Below are 17,108 nucleotides of genomic sequence, written 5' to 3'. Positions count from 1 at the left end.
CTCTATAGCGGATGGAAATAAGCATGGCAAAGGGGAAAACCGACGAACTCAGGCGCAAGGACGGCGTGTGGGATCCCTTGCGCAGCAGCCGCAGCGACCTCAAGCGCGCCGAGCGCATCCCCGGAACCCCCAATCGCTGTCGCCCGCCTATCGCCTCGCCTTCGCAGACAACGATTTTCTCTGCCGCGAAGAGCTCCGCCCGGTCCGGCTGCAGCTCGAATTGCTCAAGGTCGAGATGATGCTGACCGAATATGGCATCCGCTCGACGGTGGTCATGTTCGGCGGGGCGCGCATTCCCGCCCCCGGCCAGAAGGCTTGGGCGGCCAAGAACGCTGGACAGAAAGCCAATCTCGAGGCAGCCTCGGTTTTCTACGAAGAAGCGCGCAAATTCGCCCGCCTGTGCTCGGAATGGTCCGCAGGCCATGACTACAAGGAGTATGTCGTGGTCACCGGCGGCGGCCCGGGCGTGATGGAAGCCGGCAATCGCGGCGCTGACGATGTCGGCGCGCCGTCGATCGGGCTCAACATCGTGCTGCCGCATGAGCAGGCGCCGAACTCGTATGTGACCCCGGAGCTCAGCTTCAACTTCCACTATTTCGCCATTCGCAAGATGCATTTCCTGATGCGCGCCAAGGCGGTGACGGTGTTTCCGGGCGGCTTCGGAACGCTGGACGAATTGTTCGAAACAATCACGCTGATGCAGACCGGTCGCATGGCGAAAGTGCCGCTGATCCTGTTCGGCGAGCAGTTCTGGCGCAGGGTCGTCGATTTCGACGCGTTGGCCGAATTCGGAACGATCGCCCCCGAGGATGTCGAGTTGATCAGCTTCGTCAACACCGCCGAAGAAGCCTGCGCCATCATGAAGCGTTTCTATGAAAAGGAAAACGGCGCCTCCTGACGGAGACGCCGCGAGGTCATGGCTTGAAGCGGGTCAGCCCTGCTTCTTGCCCTTTTTGGCCAGGAATTCCTGGGCGGTGATGAAGCCGTCCTTGTTGGCGTCGCGGCGCTGGAACATGCGGTCGGCGACGCGGTCGAGCTCCTCTTTCGACAGCTTGCCGTCCTTGTTGGCGTCGATCCGGTCGAAATGCTTGATCACGCCATTCGGCAGCCGGGCCGGTTTTACGGGCGCCGCATTCGGTTCGGCCTTCACCTTCTGGCGATAGGCCTTGAGCGCGTCCTTGCCGGCTTCGACTTCCTGCTTCGACAGGAACCCGTCCTTGTTGGAATCCACCACCGAAAGGGTGGCGTTCATCGCGGCCTGCATTTCCTGCTTGGAAACCTTGCCGTCCTTGTCGGCGTCGAGCCGCTTGATCATGAAGGCGACGCGCTGTTCGCGCTTGGCGGGATCCTTTGCGGCGCCGGTCGGCGTGGTGGATGCGGCAAACGCGACGCCGCTGGAGGCTGCGACGGCGAGCGCGAGTGTGGAGGCGATGAGGGTCTTGGCGTTCATGATGTCAACCTTTCTCTGGTCGTGGCCGGGCAGGGGAGGAACCGGCTTTGTCATCGCCGCGCCTGAGATATCCGGCTGCGACGTTGACGACATGAATAGAGGAAGGGCGCTGAACAGGGCCTGAATGACCCGTTCAGCTTCGGGATCAGACGACGGCGCGGAGAAAATCCGCGAGATTGTCCGTGATGTGATCGATCGTCGGATCGTTCTCGTCGGGGATTTCCCACCGTTCGAGATAATGTTCCTTGCTCTGCGGAACAATCAGCACCGTCTTCATGCCGAGCGCGCGCGGGATTTCGAGATTGCGCGGAAGATCCTCGAACATCGCGGCTTTTCGGGTTTCCACCCGGTGCAGGCTCGCGAATTTGTCGTAGGTCGAACCGGCCGGCTTCGGCACGAAATCCGCCGCGACGATATCGAAGATGTCTTCGAAATGATGGAGAATGCCGAGCGCTCGGGCGGCTTCCTCGGCATGTTTGACCGTGCCGTTGGTGAGAATGAATTTTCGTCCCGGCAGCGCCTTGATCGCCTCGCTCAGGCCTTCGTCCACGGCCAGCCCCGAATAGTCGATGCGATGGGCGGCTTCCAGAAAGGCCGCCGGCTCGATGCCGTGATGATGCATCAAGCCGCGCAATGTCGTGCCGTGGTCATAATAATACTGTTTCTGCAGCTTGCGCGCGTCCTCGGGCGCAAGGTCGAGAAGCTCCGCCACGAACGCGGTCATATTGCGGTCGATCTGTGCGAAGAGATCGACGTGATGCGGATAGAGCGTGTTGTCGAGGTCGAACACCCATTCGGTGACATGGGCGAAATCGGATTTTTGAGGCAAGGCGCGTTTGTCGGTCATGCCACGGGTTATGACAGGGATCGGAAAATTGGCAAGTCTCTTCGGCTACGCCGATCAGAACGCCTGCCCGACCAGCACGCCGGCGCCGGCGAGAAGGGCCAGCGTCCTGAACACGCCGAGCCTGAACCTGAAAAGTGCAATGGCCGCCAGCATCGTCAGCGCAAGTTGGACGAGATTCACCGACGTCGGGTCCGGAAGACTCATGCGGAAGGGGCCGGCCTCGATCGCGACATGCCGGCCAAAGACGACATGCGTTGCGAACCAGAGCGCCAGATTGAAGATCACCCCGGTGACCGCCGCCGATATGGCGGTCATCGCTCCCGAGAGCGCCCGATTGGCGCGCAGTCGCTCGATCCAGGGCGCGCCGAGGAAAATCCAGAGAAAGCAGGGCGCAAAGGTCACCCAGGTCGTGAGCGTCGCCCCGAGCGCGCCGCCCGCGAGCGGCGACAACGCGCCTGATCCGCGAAATCCGGCGATGAAACCGACGAAGCTCAGCACCAGAACCAGCGGCCCCGGCGTCGTCTCGGCGAGCCCGAGTCCATCCAACATCTCGCCCGGCTTCAGCCATTGGTAATGATCGACCGCCTGTTGCGCGACATAGGAGAGAACCGCATAGGCTCCGCCGAAGGTGACGACGGCCATTTTCGAGAAGAACAGGCTGATGTCGACATAAACGCTCGATTCGAGGCCGAAGGCGAAGAGAAGTCCGAAAGGGGCGGCCCATAGCGTCGTCCACACGAGCGTGGCGAGAAGCGAGCCGCGCCAACTGGCCGGCCGTCCCGGATGATCCGCATCGATGACGGCCGGCAGATCCGCGCCGGCGGCGTGATGCCCCCGGCTGAAAACACATCTGGCGCGAAGCGGAAGCCGGCATAGCCGATCAGCGCCGCCGCGAGGATCACCAGAGGAAAGGGCGCCGCGAAGGCGAAGAGCGCAACGAAGGCCGTGATTGCGACGGCGCGCATCACATTGTTCTTGAGCGACCGTTTGCCGACACGGATCAGCGCCTCGACGACGATCACCAGCACAGCCGCCTTCAAGCCCATGAAGGCGCTGTCCAGCAGCCCGGTCTGGCCCCAGACGGCGTAGATGGCGGAAAGAGCGAGAATGACCAGGAAACCCGGCGCGACGAAGAGCAGACCGGCCATCAGACCGCCGCGCCAGCCATGTAGAAGCCAGCCTATATAGGTCGCGAGCTGTTGCGCTTCCGGGCCCGGCAGCAACATGCAGAAATTGAGCGCATGCAAAAAGCGGCTTTCGGAGATCCAGCGCCGCTCGTCCACGAGTTCGCGATGCATCAGGGCGATCTGTCCGGCCGGGCCGCCGAAGCTGAGCACGCCGATCCTGCCCCAGACGCGCACGGCGTCGCCGAAACTCGGATGGGCGGGGCGTGCGGGGAGCTGTTCGAGATCGCTCATTCTGGTCCCGCATTTACCTTGTCGAAATATTTTTCCGACGGCGGAACCTTGACTCTCGCCCGCCTCGAACCTAAATCCAGGCCGCTAGCACTCCACAGGAGGGAGTGCTAACAACCTTTCCCCGGGCCTGACCCGGTAATGTCATTTGATCGAGGAAACAGACAATGGCAAGCACCAATTTCCGTCCGCTTCATGACCGCGTCGTCGTTCGCCGCGTTGCATCCGAAGAAAAGACCAAGGGCGGCATCATCATCCCCGACACCGCCAAGGAAAAGCCGCAGGAAGGCGAAATCGTCGCCGTCGGCTCCGGCGTTCGTGACGACAAGGGCAATCTCGTCGCTCTCGACGTCAAGGCCGGCGACCGCGTCCTGTTCGGCAAGTGGTCGGGCACCGAAGTCAAGCTCGATGGCGAAGACCTTCTGATCATGAAGGAATCCGACATCATGGGCATCATCGGCTGATTGCCGATCTCGTCAAATTCAAGCAAACCAATGGGCAATGAGCCCGGGAGTTTTCCAAAATGGCTGCTAAAGAAATCAAGTTTGGCCGTAACGCGCGCGAAAAGATGCTGCGCGGCGTCGACATCCTCGCTGACGCTGTAAAGGTCACGCTCGGCCCGAAGGGTCGTAACGTCATCATCGACAAGTCCTTCGGCGCTCCGCGCATCACCAAGGACGGCGTCTCTGTCGCCAAGGAAATCGAACTCGAAGACAAGTTCGAAAACATGGGCGCCCAGATGGTCCGCGAAGTCGCGTCCAAGACCAACGACATCGCCGGCGATGGCACCACCACCGCCACCGTTCTGGCCCAGGCCATCGTTCGCGAAGGCGCCAAGGCCGTTGCCGCCGGCATGAACCCGATGGACCTGAAGCGCGGCATCGATCTCGCCGTCTCGGAAGTCGTCAAGGATCTCCAGGCCAAGGCCAAGAAGATCTCCACGTCGGAAGAAGTCGCCCAGGTCGGCACGATCTCCGCCAACGGCGACAAGCAGGTCGGCGCTGATATCGCCGAAGCCATGCAGAAGGTCGGCAACGAAGGCGTCATCACCGTCGAAGAAGCCAAGACCGCCGAAACCGAACTCGAAGTCGTCGAAGGCATGCAGTTCGACCGCGGCTACCTCAGCCCCTATTTCGTGACCAACGCAGAAAAGATGATCGCCGATCTCGACGACGCTTACATCCTGCTGCACGAAAAGAAGCTCTCGAACCTCCAGGCCATGCTGCCGGTGCTCGAAGCCGTCGTCCAGACCGGCAAGCCGCTGCTCATCATCGCTGAAGACGTCGAAGGCGAAGCTCTCGCCACCCTCGTCGTCAACAAGCTTCGCGGCGGCCTGAAGATCGCCGCCGTCAAGGCTCCTGGCTTCGGCGACCGCCGCAAGGCCATGCTCGAAGACATCGCCATCCTGACGGGCGGCACCGTGATCTCCGAAGACCTCGGCATCAAGCTTGAAAACGTCACCCTCGACATGCTGGGCCGTTCCAAGAAGGTTTCGATCTCCAAGGAAAACACCACGATCGTCGACGGCGCCGGCCAGAAGTCCGACATCGAAGGCCGCGTCGCCCAGATCAAGGCCCAGATCGAAGAAACCACCTCCGACTACGACCGCGAAAAGCTGCAGGAACGTCTTGCCAAGCTCGCTGGCGGCGTTGCCGTGATCCGCGTCGGCGGCTCCACGGAAATCGAAGTCAAGGAACGCAAGGACCGCATCGACGACGCGCTCAACGCGACCCGCGCTGCCGTTCAGGAAGGCATCGTCCCCGGCGGCGGCACCGCTCTCCTGCGCTCCTCGACCAAGATCACCGTCAAGGGCGTCAACGACGACCAGGAAGCTGGCATCAACATCGTCCGTCGCGCCCTGCAGTCCCTGGTTCGCCAGATCGCAGACAACGCTGGCGACGAAGCTTCCATCATCGTCGGCAAGATCCTCGAAAAGGACAACGACAACTTCGGCTACAACGCCCAGACCGGCGAATTCGGCGACATGATCACCATGGGCATCGTCGACCCGGTCAAGGTTGTCCGCACCGCTCTGCAGAACGCAGCTTCGGTTGCTTCGCTGCTGATCACCACCGAAGCCATGATCGCCGAACTTCCGAAGAAGGAAGCTGCCGGCGGCATGCCGGGCGGCATGGGCGGCATGGGCGGCATGGACATGATGTGATAGGCGCTAGCCTATCACACACGTCCATAAAGCCGCCCATCAACTGGGATGGTTCAGCGCGTCAAGCGCGCTGAACAGGCGGCATGGACATGATGTGATAGGCGCAAGCCTATCACTCTGATCTGCCGATCAGAATTGGGGAGCGGTCTTCGGGCCGCTCCCTTTTCATTTGTTGGCATAAAAAAACGGCCCCAGTTTCCTGAGACCGCTTTAACTCGCTTACGGATGCAATCAAAGGCGTCCGACCCGCTCCGTCAACAGGTCGAAGAAGGCCTGGGCGTCGATATCCTTCATCACCATGGCGTTCTTCTCGCGCTTGGTCACGCGCCACCAGTCCACCACGGTCATGCCCAGCGTCAGTTCAGAAGCAAGTTCGATCTCGACATTGCAGTGGCGACCCGAAAAGATTTCCGGCTTGATGAGATAGGCGATTACGGTCGGGTCATGCAGCGGCCCGCCGTCGGAGCCGTATTTCTCGACGTCGAAACGCTCGAAGAAATCGAGCATATCGGCGAGCGCCACGCCCGCGCGGTTGCCCAGCGCGCGGATCTTTTCGACACGCGCTTTCAACGTCAAAACCTTGTGCGTCAGGTCGAGCGGCATCATCACGATGGGCACGCCGGACTTGAAAACGATGTCTGCGGCTTCCGGATCGACATAGATGTTGAACTCGGCCGCCGGCGTGATGTTTCCGACTTCGAAATAGGCGCCGCCCATCATCACCACTTCCTTCACGCGCGCGATGATGTCGGGCGCGCGCTGGAAGGCGGTGGCCACATTCGTCATCGGCCCGAGCGTGCAGAGCGTCACGGTCCCCGCCTCATGCGTCCGGAGCGTGTCGATGATGAAGTCGACGCCGTTCATCGCCTGCAGCGGCATGGTGGGTTCGAAGAGTTCGGGACCATCCAGGCCGGTCGGTCCATGGACATATTCCGCCGTCACCGGCGGCCGCTTCAAGGGACGCTCGCAGCCGGCGAAGACCTTCACGTCGGGACGACCGGCAAACTCGCAGACGATGCGGGCGTTGGTCTGCGTGCGCGACAGCGGCACATTGCCGGCGACCGTCGTGACGCCGAGAAGGTCGAGCTCTTGCGGCGAGCCGAGCGCGAGCATGATGGCGGCTGCATCGTCCTGGCCGGGGTCTGTGTCGATGATGATCTTTCTCGGATTGGCCATGTCGGCGCCGGTCCTCTTCTTATTGATTTCTCGGCGACTATTGCCTGTGGGCGCCCCGAGCGCAAGCGTCTTGCAACTCTATCGCCAAGTCACCATATGTCGTTCTGCCGGACGCTTGAACGAGGCCCGGCGATTGTCGCTTGCAGCCAAGGACATGAACGGAATGAACACGCGCATTGCCCCTTTCGCCAGCCCGCTTCTTCTGGGCTTCGACGCCATGGAGAAGACGCTGGAGCGTCTCGCCAAGAACAATGACGGCTACCCCCGTACAATATCGAACGTCTGAAGGCCGACGCCCCCGCCGGCGAGCCCGAACGCCTGCGCATCACGCTCGCCGTGGCGGGTTTCGGCGAAGACGATCTCGATGTGACCACCGAAGAGAACCAGTTGATCATCCGCGGTCGCCAGGCCGAACAGGGCGAGCGGGAGTTTCTCTATCGCGGCATCGCCTCCCGCCAGTTCCAGCGTTGCTTCATGCTGGCGGATGGAATGCAGGTCATCGGGGCCAGCCTCAAGAACGGACTTCTCTCGGTCGACCTCATCAGGCCGGAACCCGAAAAACTTGTGCGAAAAATTAACATCTCTGTTTCAGAATGATGGTTGGACGGGATTGGCCCCGCGTCTTCCGAAGCATGAAGGAGGCAATAGAATGGCCGCTAGACCCACACTGGATAGCTTGACACGTAGCGAGTTCGCGCATCTCGGCGCTGGTAAGCTCGGCTATATCCGCAAGATGCGTTCTGAAGACGTGTCGCGCGTTTTCCCGGAAGCCCCGAACCTCAATCCGGGCCTCGATCTCTGGGCGCTGTTCGGCGCCGACGGCACGCCGATCCTGCTGACTGACAACCGCTCCTCGACCTTCTTCAAGGCCGCAGAGGATGATCTGCAGACAGTCAGCCTTCACTGACAGAGAATTGCCGCAGCCCGGTCGATATGCCGGGCATGCGGTCTTCCCGACGGACCCGATCCCATGCTCGCGCCTCAACTGCTGGATGGCGCGACGGGCGGGCAGGGCGACGATGGCGTGATGGATCATGCCGCGCCGAAAAGGCAGCCGCACGGGATGATGCGGCCGCGCGAAGCGTTTCCAGATTTCGATAGAATGAAAATCAGAGGCGACGGAAGGTGAGATAGGCCGAGGAGCGACCTTCACGCCGGGCTTTTGCTTCGTATCGTGTGCCCGGCCAATTGGGAAAGGGCGTCAGCCAGTCGCCGGCGTTGCGCGCCGTCCATTCGAAACCGGGATGGCGGTCGAAATGTTCGAGCGTCCAGTTCACGTAGGTGTCGATGTCGGACGCGAAGCTGAAATGTCCGCCCCGCTTGATGACGCGATGGAACCGCTCGACATTGACGTCCGACACGAAGCGGCGCTTCCAATGGCGCTTTTTCGGCCAGGGATCGGGATAGAGCAGATCCATCTGGTCGATCGAGGCCTCGGGCAGCCAATCGAGCACCAGCGTCGCATCGTCGTCGAAGACGCGGATGTTGCGAATGTCTTGCTCCTCGACCCGCGCCAGCAGTTTCGCCATGGAATTGACGAAGGGCTCGACGCCGATAAATCCCGTCTCCGGATTTTCCAGCGCGCGATGAAGGAGATGTTCTCCGCCGCCGAAGCCGCTTTCGAGCCGGATCTGCGTAACGGGAACTGGAAACAGAGCGGCCAGCGAAGATGGAGCAGGCTTGGAGAGATCGAGTTTCAGCGCCGACAGGGTTTCGTCCATCACGCGAAGCTGGTTGACTCTGAGCGCCTTGCCCTTGCGCCGACCGAAGAACGCTTCGGTCGCGCGCGAAGGGCGCTCGTTCTGATCGTCGGACGCGCTCACGAAGCCAGGGCTTCCTTGAGCGGCTTGACGAGATCGAGCTTCTCCCAGGAGAAGGACCCGTCACGGCCCGCCTTGCGGCCGAAATGGCCATAGGACGAGGTCTTCGCGTAGATCGGCTTGTTGAGGTTGAGATGGCGGCGAATGCCGGTCGGCGACAGATCGATCACCTTGCGGATCGCAGCCTCGACCTGATCCTCGGTGACCTTCTTGCCGGTGCCGTGCAGATCGACATAGATCGACAGCGGCTGGGCCACGCCGATGGCGTAGGACAACTGGATCGTGCAGCGATCGGCGAGACCGGCCGCCACGACATTCTTGGCGAGATAGCGCGCGACATAGGCGGCGGAACGGTCGACCTTGGTCGTATCCTTGCCGGAAAACGCGCCGCCGCCATGCGGGGCCGCGCCGCCATAGGTGTCGACGATGATCTTGCGGCCGGTGAGGCCGGCGTCCCCGTCGGGTCCGCCAATGACGAATTTGCCGGTCGGGTTGATGTACCAGGCGCAGTCCTCGGCGACAGGCAGGTCGCCGAGAGCCTCGTGAATGAAGGGTTCCACGACGCTGCGGACCTTCTGGGAATCCCAGGACGCGTCGAGATGCTGGGTCGAAAGGACGATGGAGGTCGCCTCGGCGGGCTTGCCGTCGACATAGCGCACCGTCACCTGGCTCTTGGCGTCGGGGCCGAGCTTGCCGGCGTCGCCTTCGCCCTTGCGGCGAGCTTCCGAGAGCAGTTGCAGGATGCGGTGGGAGTAGTAGATCGGCGCCGGCATCAGGTCCGGCGTTTCGCTGCAGGCGTAACCGAACATGATGCCCTGGTCGCCCGCGCCTTCCTCGCCCTGCTTGTCGGCGGCGTTGTCGACGCCCTGGGCGATGTCGGCCGACTGCGAATGCAGCAGCACGTCGATCCTGGCGGTCTTCCAGTGGAAGCCGTCCTGCTCATAGCCGATGTCGCGGATTGCCTTTCGCGCCGCGGCCTTGAACTTGGACGGATTGATCTGGTCGACGCCGTTCTTGTCCTTTTTCATCAGGCTCGGGGGAGCCGCACTTCGCCGGCGATCACCACGCGATTGGTGGTGGCGAGCGTCTCGCAGGCGATCCGGACCGACCAGGGGTCGATGCCGGTCTTGATGGCTTCACGATAGACGAGATCGACGATTTCGTCGGAAATACGGTCGCAGACCTTGTCTGGATGACCTTCAGATACCGACTCGCTGGTGAACAGATAGCTGGAGCGCATGCGGGATTCCCCTCAATGAAAGACCGAAGCATGTGTAGTCATTCGCCTGTGGAAAAACAAGCGTAGAAGGACATAAATATATCTTTATATGAGGCTGTATACGCTTCGTTAACGGAGAGGGGTGCGAGGCGGTTTCACCGCTGCGTCGAAGGCGACGCGGCGTGTAGGGACCAGCGATTTCGGGATGTTCGTTTGCGACAGGGTGGCGCGCGCAGATGCGGCCGGATGCGGGCTTCGCTTCGGAAACCCGCGATCCAGATGCGGCGTTATTCGGTTTCCGCCTCTGCGGCGAGAGCCTTGACGAGGTCGACGAGCTTACGGCGAACCTTCTGATCGGTGATCTTCACGAAAGCGCGGTTGAGCTGCAGACCTTCGGAGGACGACAGGAAATCGACGACGTAGTTCGAGCTGGAGGCTTCCGCCATGCCCGACGCGGTATTGGCCGGATTTCCGTCGGGAGCGTCTTCGAAGAAGAATGACACTGGCACATTGAGAATGCCCGAAATCGCCTGCAGCCGGCTGGCGCCGACGCGGTTGGTGCCCTTCTCGTATTTCTGGATCTGCTGGAAGGTAATTCCCAGGCTCTCGCCCAGCTTTTCCTGGCTCATGCCCAGCATGGTGCGGCGAAGGCGAATCCGGCTTCCCACGTGAATGTCGATCGGATTCGGTTTCTTCTTGTTTTCTATCATTTTTTGGTTCCGGTGATGTGTGCCCTGCAGTTCTGCCGCCAATACGGGAGGATTCGCAAACCGAACGTTGCATGTCGTTAATCGATGACGTGTTCCAGCATTTTCCTGAACTCGTCGATTACACTATGCCTTTCCATGGGTTTTTGGTCAATTGCGTTCGAAAACAAAACCCATGCGAGCAAGCATTACAATCAAAAAACTAGATAATAGCAACAACCCGAAGAGGAGTGTGCGGTAGGCTTTTGGCACAATTGTGTCGATCTTGGCCGGAATGGTTGTATCGATGAAACCTTTTGCGCCAAAAGCGAGACCGGCCGTGACTCTCCCTCTCGGATCGATGACGGCGGAAATGCCGCTATTGGCGTCACGGATCACCGGAAGGCCGGTTTCCACCGCCGCCAAACGCGCTTGCAGGAAATGCTGCCACGGACCGGGACTGACGCCGAACCATTCGTCATTGGTGATATTGAGGATCACATCGGGCGCATCGGGGCCCTCAGCCGTGATCTCCGAGGGAAAAATGATCTCGTAGCAGATCAGCGGCAACAGCTTGAAACCGTCGGGCAGCGTCAGCATGCCGCGCTGGAGGGCGGCGGAGAAGCCGCCCGGCATGGCGGCGACCGCCTGCAGGTTCAGCTTGCGGAAGAAATCCTCGAACGGCAGAAACTCGCCGAAGGGCACCAGATGCACCTTGTCGGCGGCGCCGATGATCTGGCCCTGGGAATCGATCATATAGATCGAGTTGTAATAGCGCTCCTCGGCCCCGCCGCCTTCCACCCGCACCGCTCCGGCGAACAGGATCTGGCCATCTTCGAGCGCGTCCGAGATCAGCGCCAGCGCATCCGGGCTCTGCGTCAGAATGAAGGGCACGGAGGTCTCTGGCCAGACGATCAACCGCGGCGCCTTGCCGCCCTCGGCCGGCGGCGCCTTGGTGAGATCGAGATGCGCCTGAAACACCGCAGCGCGCTGGTCGTCATCCAGCTTATCGGCCTGCGAAATGGCCGGCTGGACGAGCCGGACCACGCGGTCGGTCTGCGCCGGCTGCGGTGCGATGTAAAGCGCATAACCGCCGTAGCCGAGATGCGCGGCAAACAGCAGCGCTGCAAGGCTGAGGCCTGCCGCGCGGCCTCGAGACGAGGCGAACAGCGCCGGGGCGGCGAAGACAAACACCGCCGCCATGTTCATCGTGTGTCCGCCGACCAAAGCAAGGCTCTGCATCATCAGCGGGAAGGGGGTCAGGCCCTGGCCGACCGCGTTCCAGGGGAAGCCGGTGAAGACGACGCCGCGCAGCCATTCGGCGAGGCCGAAGCTCGCAGCGAGCGCCACGATGCGCAGAAAGCCGTCGGTCCAGAGCATTCGGGCTAGCGCCGCCGCCAGGCCATGATAGATCGCGAGATAGGCGGGCAGCCCGACAGCCGCCAGCGGCACCGCCCAGGCGAATTCGTCGGCGTCCACCAGGAGGGCATTGGCGGTCCACCACAGGCTCGCGACGAAATAGCCGAGCCCGAAGGTCCAGCCGATCAGGAAAGAAGGCCAGCGCCTGAGGATGACGCCGCGATCCGGATTTCCGGACGCGCCGTCGATCAGCCAGACCAGAACCGAGAAAGACACGAAGCCGGCTGGAAACAGGCCGAAAGGCGGCAACATCAACGCCGCGAACGCTCCCGCCGCGAGAGCGATCGCCAAACGCCTCCATCCGGCGCTCAACATGACCATCGCCGCGATGCGCTCCATGCCCGTTTTCCCTCAAATGCGAATCAATTGCCGAAGTTTTGCAGCATTCGCCGCACTTTGTCCCGTCTGACGCAGATGCTTGTTTCGACAGGCAAGAATATGCCAATGAAGATTGGAAACGTGATTTGGCCGTCTGCTTGCGTCTTTCCTGCCGCGCAGCGGATCGGGCCTCATTGGGAGCAAGGTTCACATGTCTCAAGATCTCATCGTCCCGGTTATTCTGGCCGGCGGCAAGGGCACGCGGCTCTGGCCCATGTCGCGTTCGGCGCGGCCGAAGCAGTTTCTGGCGTTGACCGGCGACGACAGCCTGTTCCAGCTCACCCTGAAGCGGCTCAAGGATCCCCAGCGCTATGGCAAGCCGATCGTCGTCACCAATTCCGAATATCGTTTCCTGGTCGCCGAACAGGCGCTGGAAGCCGGTGTCGAACTCGAAGCGGTGGTCCTGGAGCCGATCGCCCGCAACACGGCGCCCGCGATCGCCGCCGCGGCGCTGATCGCCGCGAAAAATGGGCCGAGGCTCGTGCACGTGCTGGCCTCGGATCACAATATCCGCGTCGACGACGCCTATGTGACGGCGATCGACACCGCCACGGCCGCCGCGCGCGCCGGACGGCTGGCCACTTTCGGCATCACGCCGACCTCGCCCGCCACGGGCTTCGGCTATATCGAGGCTGGAGCCAAGGAAGCCACGGGCGCCCATGTCGTGCAGCGCTTCGTCGAAAAGCCGAATGAAGAGCGCGCCAAGGAAATGCTGGCGACCGGGAACTACTACTGGAACTCCGGCATGTTCCTGTTCAACTCGGATGTGTTCCTCAGCGAATGCGCCGCCTTCGCGCCCGACGTCCTTGCGGCCGCCAAGGCCTCGGTCGACAATGCCCGCATCGACCTCGATTTCGTCCGGCTCGGCGAAGCCGAGTTCGCCAAATCGCCCGACATCTCCGTCGACTATGCGATCTTCGAACACACCAAGCTCGCCTCGGTCGCGCCGTCGCCGATCCAGTGGTCGGATCTCGGCGCCTGGGACGCGGTGTGGAAGGAAAGCGAATGCGACGCGGACGGCAATGTCGCGCGCGGACCGGTCAATCTGTACAACACCAAGAATTCCTTCGTCTTCTCCGAAAGCGCCCATGTCGCGGTTAATGGAGTCGAGGATGCGGTGGTGCTGGTGTCGGAGGACGCGGTCTATGTGGGCAAGCTCACCGATGCGCAGGATGTCGGCAAGGTCGTCAAGGATCTGATGAAGAACCCGGCGACCGCCAAGCTGACGGAAGAGCATCGCACCAGTTACCGTCCCTGGGGCGGATACACCTCCGTGCTGATGGGCGAACGTTTCCAGGTGAAGCGCATCTTCGTCAAGCCCGGCAAGCAGCTCTCGCTGCAGAAGCATCACCACCGCTCAGAGCATTGGATCGTAGTGCGCGGCACGGCGGATGTGCAGATCGGCGACACCAAGCAGATGCTGCGCGAAAACGAGTCGATCTATATTCCGCAGGGCGAGTTGCACCGTCTCTCCAACCCCGGCAAGATCCTGCTGGAGCTCGTCGAGGTTCAGACGGGATCCTATCTCGGCGAGGACGACATCGTCCGTATCGAGGACACGTTCGGGCGGATCTGAGGTCCGCCCGCGCTGAAATGCCCGTTCAGCTACATGGCGACAGTCGCACGAGGCTCGTTCTGCCTCGGTGCAGAAAGCAGGCTTTGTCGAACTGGTTGGCCCCCAGCCTGTCGAGCCGCCTGACATCCGAATAGTCGGGCAGAGCTTTGCCCGAAAGCTCAAATCGTCTGTCGATCTGCGACAGGAATGCCAGCCGAAGGCGCTTGGACAACGCATGATCCCGAAGATGGGCGATCTGCGCCTCAAGCGGCGGGGAGCGTCTGTCCTGGTCCAGGAGTTGCAGATAATCGATGACGGCGACATCGCCGGGTTGGGCGTGGTCGAGCCGTGAGATGATGTGATCGGCGTCGAGCCCATCGGTCAGATCGATCTTGAGCCGTTCGGACGCCGCGACATCCGGGCGGCCGAGCCGCTCCAGACGGGCCTTTATGGCGGGCTCCGTCTCCTCCAGTGAAAAGATGAATGCGCTTTGGCCGGATCGAACGGCGTCGGCGGCCCAGATGAGGCCCATCGATGTCTTGCCATGGCCGGGTCTCGCGGCGATCAACAACAATTCGCCGGGATCGGAAACGAGCTCGGGTTCGAGTACGCTGTCTCGCATGGTCGCGGATGAGAGATGGCTCCAGGCTTGAAAGCCCTCGCGCCGGGCGATCTCGTCGAGCGCATCATGCAGTGGGATATTCTTTGCGCGCGACAGCCGCCGCGCCTGACGTTTGAGCAGAAAGATCGGATAAATCATCGGAACCTCGCATAGCGAGCGGATCCGCAACCCCTCCTTATGCAGCGCTCGTGGCTGTTCCAACGAAAAGCGCCCGGCATGATCATGCTTCCCCGGCGGAGGGAGGGAGGCGCGGGCCGCGCCTGCCTGATGCTTAAGCGATTCACTGCCGCTTCGCCAGCGGGTGGATCGTGTCGGTTCGGTCCGCCCCGTTACTTTTTGCGGACCGTGAAGCTCCAGTACCGATCCGGGCCGGCGGCGAGGTTGAAGCCGATTTCGCGGACGCGCACCGAGGAGTAGCCGACACGGCGGATCAGTTCGAGCCACATCGAGCGACCGAGCACAGAATAGTGATTGGGATTGGTCTGATGGTTGGCTGCGGTGTCGGGCGCCGGAACTTCCATATAGAGCACCCCGCCGGGCTTCAGCACGCGATAGGTTTCGGCCAGCGAGAAATAGGGGAAAATGCTGTGCTCCAGCACATGCCGCGACCAGACCATGTCGAAGGTCTCGTCTTCGAAATCCAGGAAGGACAGATCCATTTCGACGGCGTTGTAGCCCTTTTCGCAGCAGATCCGCACATCCTCGCCGATGGCGATGCCGACGGCGTCGAGCTTGTCGGCCGCAAAATGCTTGAGCGCGACGCCCTGGCCGCAGCCGATGTCGAGAACCTTGGCGCCTTGCGGCAACGGATGCTCCTCTTTCAGCGCCTTGTAGGAAGAGGCGGTGATGGAGTCGTGAAGCTCGGTGGCCGTCTCGGGATAGACGTCCTTCCATAGGCTTTTCAGGAATTTGTCGAAGCGTGCGTATTTCGCTTCAAGTGAATAGGTTTCCGGCTGAATCTCGGAAGAGATGATTCTTTTCGTTGCCTGCGCGGCCATTGGACTTGCCCCTGTGAAGCGATCGCCCTGTCGATCGCTGAGACAAAAAGTAAACAAACATGGTAAATGAAGACTTAAGAAAACTATACAAGTCGTTAATGTAGTTTTTCTTATAAGCGCCCGCGCGCGGCATACCAAGAAAATCCGTCTCCGAAATAGTCATGCAAACGCACAAGCTTCGCCTGTCTTGGGGGCGCGGGTGCGACTCGAATTTGGTGTAGCTCCGCGCGACATGCGCCTGATCGGGGGAAGCCGAGACCGCGCGCCGAACCGCGGCTTCAGGCGACTGCTCCCTAGTCGTGCGTCGCCCGCCATCTCCAAAAAATAACGGTGCGCAATGGGAAAACGCCGTGGCGGGAACGGCCGTCGGCCCGAGGCGTTGTGCGGAGTGAAAGCCAAACCGGAAAACCGCATGACCCAGGACGCCCTCGAGACGCGCGCAGACAAGAGCCCCGCCGGCGGCTCGGGCGAAGACATGTCCACGATCCTCGCCCGCAACATCGAAGCGCTGACGCAGAGGAAGGCTGAAGACGACCGCAAACGGTCGCGTCAGACCCGAATCGCGGCTGGCATCAGCGCATTTGCCGGCAGCATGACCTTCGTCTATCTGCACATCGTGATTTTCGGACTGTGGATCGTCGTCAATCTCGGCTGGTTGCCTCTGATTCCCGCCTTCGATCCCACCTTCGTGGCGCTCGCCATGGTCGCTTCTGTCGAGGCGATCTTCATCTCGACCTTCGTGATGATCAACCAGAACCGCATGGCTGCGCTGGAAGACAAGCGCGCCGAACTGAGCCTGCAGATTTCGTTGCTCGCCGAACATGAAACGACGCGGCTGATCAGCATGGTCGAATCGATCTCGCGCCATCTGGACGCGCCGGTGACGGTGGCTGCTCACGAACTCACGGACCTCAAGAAGAACGTGCCGCCCGAACAGGTGCTGTCCGAAATCGAAAAACAGACCCGCTGACCGGAATCGACAGGGGACGTGGCGTGGAGTGTGGATACGCAGCCGTCGATGATCATGGCGCGGCTGAAGCGATGGGAGAAGTCATCGTGCGAAGATCGGCGTGCCGCGGATGCCCGTATAGCCCAGCTTGGAAGACGGACGAGGCGGAAGCGCATACTCTTTGGGAGATGCCGGCGAGCGGTCGGCGTTCACCGGTGCATGTGAGGGACTAACCGACGAAAATGTCGTGCCATTCTGGCGTAGTTTCGGAGAGTTCTGGGAAGAAAATTTGGTGGAGCTAAGCGGGATCGAACCGCTGACCTCTTGCATGCCATGCAAGCGCTCTCCCAGCTGAGCTATAGCCCCATCCTTGCCGTGTCCGGCGGGTGGTCCCGACCTCGTTTCCGTGT

13 protein-coding genes, 1 tRNA gene and 4 pseudogenes are annotated in these 17,108 nt (G+C 61.4%); 7 read left to right on the top strand and 11 right to left on the bottom strand.

Annotated elements, in window-relative coordinates; all coding sequences use genetic code 11:
- The first annotated feature begins 23 nt into the window (after window positions 1-23).
- A pseudogene (locus H2O14_RS09760) lies at window positions 24-898 on the top strand (LOG family protein).
- 33 nt (window positions 899-931) lie between these two features.
- On the opposite strand, the gene H2O14_RS09755 reads toward H2O14_RS09760, so the two are convergent.
- The 3 genes and pseudogenes from H2O14_RS09755 to chrA form a co-directional block, all read right to left on the bottom strand.
- Window positions 932-1,450: an EF-hand domain-containing protein gene (locus H2O14_RS09755; RefSeq protein WP_182827493.1), complete on the bottom strand. Its 519-nt coding sequence runs from the start codon at window positions 1,448-1,450 to the stop codon at window positions 932-934.
- Window positions 1,451-1,595: 145 nt separating this feature from the next.
- Window positions 1,596-2,297, bottom strand: coding sequence for a pyrimidine 5'-nucleotidase (locus tag H2O14_RS09750; RefSeq protein WP_182827492.1), 702 nt, complete (start codon window positions 2,295-2,297; stop codon window positions 1,596-1,598).
- Between the two features lie 54 nt (window positions 2,298-2,351).
- Window positions 2,352-3,715, bottom strand: a pseudogene (gene chrA, locus H2O14_RS09745) (chromate efflux transporter).
- A 164-nt stretch (window positions 3,716-3,879) separates the two neighbouring features.
- Between chrA and groES the strand changes: the two are divergent.
- Window positions 3,880-4,176 carry a co-chaperone GroES gene (groES, locus tag H2O14_RS09740; protein ID WP_137153803.1) on the top strand — a complete coding sequence of 99 codons (297 nt, stop codon included), beginning with the start codon at window positions 3,880-3,882 and terminating at the stop codon, window positions 4,174-4,176.
- A 59-nt stretch (window positions 4,177-4,235) separates the two neighbouring features.
- Window positions 4,236-5,876, top strand: a complete 1,641-nt coding sequence (gene groL, locus H2O14_RS09735; protein WP_182827491.1) for a chaperonin GroEL — start codon at window positions 4,236-4,238, stop codon at window positions 5,874-5,876.
- Between the two features lie 231 nt (window positions 5,877-6,107).
- On the opposite strand, the gene H2O14_RS09730 is transcribed toward groL, so the two are convergent.
- On the bottom strand, window positions 6,108-7,052 hold the full coding sequence (locus H2O14_RS09730; RefSeq protein WP_182827490.1) for a nucleoside hydrolase: 945 nt from the start codon (window positions 7,050-7,052) through the stop codon (window positions 6,108-6,110).
- A 163-nt stretch (window positions 7,053-7,215) separates the two neighbouring features.
- Here H2O14_RS09730 and H2O14_RS09725 point away from each other — a divergent pair.
- Together H2O14_RS09725 and H2O14_RS09720 are read left to right on the top strand one after the other, a co-directional pair.
- A pseudogene (locus H2O14_RS09725) lies at window positions 7,216-7,649 on the top strand (Hsp20 family protein).
- A gap of 52 nt (window positions 7,650-7,701) precedes the next feature.
- The gene (locus tag H2O14_RS09720) at window positions 7,702-7,959 is read left to right on the top strand and encodes a DUF1150 family protein (protein ID WP_182827489.1); all 258 of its coding nucleotides are present in this window, start codon (window positions 7,702-7,704) and stop codon (window positions 7,957-7,959) included.
- 202 nt (window positions 7,960-8,161) lie between these two features.
- Here the strand turns inward: H2O14_RS09720 and trmB are convergent, their stop codons facing one another.
- The 4 genes and pseudogenes from trmB to lnt form a co-directional block, all read right to left on the bottom strand.
- Window positions 8,162-8,875, bottom strand: a complete 714-nt coding sequence (gene trmB / locus H2O14_RS09715) for a tRNA (guanosine(46)-N7)-methyltransferase TrmB (RefSeq protein WP_182827488.1) — start codon at window positions 8,873-8,875, stop codon at window positions 8,162-8,164.
- Window positions 8,872-10,112 (bottom strand): annotated as a pseudogene (gene metK / locus H2O14_RS09710) (methionine adenosyltransferase). Before metK ends, trmB begins: the two are co-directional and overlap by 4 nt.
- Window positions 10,113-10,378: 266 nt before the next feature.
- Entirely contained in the window at window positions 10,379-10,801 is a 423-nt protein-coding gene (locus tag H2O14_RS09705; protein WP_182827487.1) for a helix-turn-helix domain-containing protein, read from the bottom strand.
- 147 nt (window positions 10,802-10,948) lie between these two features.
- Complete coding sequence (gene lnt, locus H2O14_RS09700) at window positions 10,949-12,535, bottom strand: apolipoprotein N-acyltransferase (RefSeq protein WP_182827486.1); 1,587 nt, start codon at window positions 12,533-12,535, stop codon at window positions 10,949-10,951.
- Window positions 12,536-12,725: 190 nt separating this feature from the next.
- Between lnt and H2O14_RS09695 the strand changes: the two genes are divergently transcribed.
- Window positions 12,726-14,150: a mannose-1-phosphate guanylyltransferase/mannose-6-phosphate isomerase gene (locus H2O14_RS09695; RefSeq protein ID WP_182827485.1), complete on the top strand. Its 1,425-nt coding sequence runs from the start codon at window positions 12,726-12,728 to the stop codon at window positions 14,148-14,150.
- A gap of 25 nt (window positions 14,151-14,175) precedes the next feature.
- Here H2O14_RS09695 and H2O14_RS09690 read toward each other — a convergent pair whose 3' ends face one another.
- The gene (locus H2O14_RS09690; RefSeq protein ID WP_182827484.1) at window positions 14,176-14,889 is read right to left on the bottom strand and encodes a DNA helicase; all 714 of its coding nucleotides are present in this window, start codon (window positions 14,887-14,889) and stop codon (window positions 14,176-14,178) included.
- A gap of 191 nt (window positions 14,890-15,080) precedes the next feature.
- A complete protein-coding gene (locus H2O14_RS09685) occupies window positions 15,081-15,749 on the bottom strand; it encodes a class I SAM-dependent methyltransferase (RefSeq protein WP_182827483.1) in 669 nt (222 codons plus the stop codon).
- A gap of 475 nt (window positions 15,750-16,224) precedes the next feature.
- Here H2O14_RS09685 and H2O14_RS09680 point away from each other — a divergent pair, with 475 nt between their 5' ends.
- On the top strand, window positions 16,225-16,719 hold the full coding sequence (locus H2O14_RS09680) for a DUF1003 domain-containing protein (protein ID WP_182829325.1): 495 nt from the start codon (window positions 16,225-16,227) through the stop codon (window positions 16,717-16,719).
- Window positions 16,720-16,988: 269 nt separating this feature from the next.
- On the opposite strand, the gene H2O14_RS09675 is transcribed toward H2O14_RS09680, so the two are convergent.
- A tRNA-Ala gene (locus H2O14_RS09675) sits at window positions 16,989-17,064 on the bottom strand.
- Between the last annotated feature and the right edge of the window lie 44 nt (window positions 17,065-17,108).

It is taken from the genome of Rhizobium sp. G21, from assembly GCF_014158035.1.
In the GTDB taxonomy this organism is placed as follows: Bacteria; Pseudomonadota; Alphaproteobacteria; order Rhizobiales; family Rhizobiaceae; genus Rhizobium_E.
This window is presented reverse-complemented; position numbering and strand designations above follow the sequence as displayed.

Coding starts and splice junctions, on each gene's coding strand:
- H2O14_RS09680 (WP_182829325.1), top strand. CDS start 16,225: ATGTCCACGATCCTCGCCCGCAACATCGAAGCGCTGACGCAGAGGAAG.
- H2O14_RS09720 (WP_182827489.1), top strand. CDS start 7,702: ATGGCCGCTAGACCCACACTGGATAGCTTGACACGTAGCGAGTTCGCG.
- H2O14_RS09755 (WP_182827493.1), bottom strand. CDS start 1,450: ATGAACGCCAAGACCCTCATCGCCTCCACACTCGCGCTCGCCGTCGCA.
- H2O14_RS09730 (WP_182827490.1), bottom strand. CDS start 7,052: ATGGCCAATCCGAGAAAGATCATCATCGACACAGACCCCGGCCAGGAC.
- groES (WP_137153803.1), top strand. CDS start 3,880: ATGGCAAGCACCAATTTCCGTCCGCTTCATGACCGCGTCGTCGTTCGC.
- H2O14_RS09750 (WP_182827492.1), bottom strand. CDS start 2,297: ATGACCGACAAACGCGCCTTGCCTCAAAAATCCGATTTCGCCCATGTC.
- groL (WP_182827491.1), top strand. CDS start 4,236: ATGGCTGCTAAAGAAATCAAGTTTGGCCGTAACGCGCGCGAAAAGATG.
- H2O14_RS09690 (WP_182827484.1), bottom strand. CDS start 14,889: ATGATTTATCCGATCTTTCTGCTCAAACGTCAGGCGCGGCGGCTGTCG.
- lnt (WP_182827486.1), bottom strand. CDS start 12,535: ATGGAGCGCATCGCGGCGATGGTCATGTTGAGCGCCGGATGGAGGCGT.
- H2O14_RS09695 (WP_182827485.1), top strand. CDS start 12,726: ATGTCTCAAGATCTCATCGTCCCGGTTATTCTGGCCGGCGGCAAGGGC.
- H2O14_RS09685 (WP_182827483.1), bottom strand. CDS start 15,749: ATGGCCGCGCAGGCAACGAAAAGAATCATCTCTTCCGAGATTCAGCCG.
- H2O14_RS09705 (WP_182827487.1), bottom strand. CDS start 10,801: ATGATAGAAAACAAGAAGAAACCGAATCCGATCGACATTCACGTGGGA.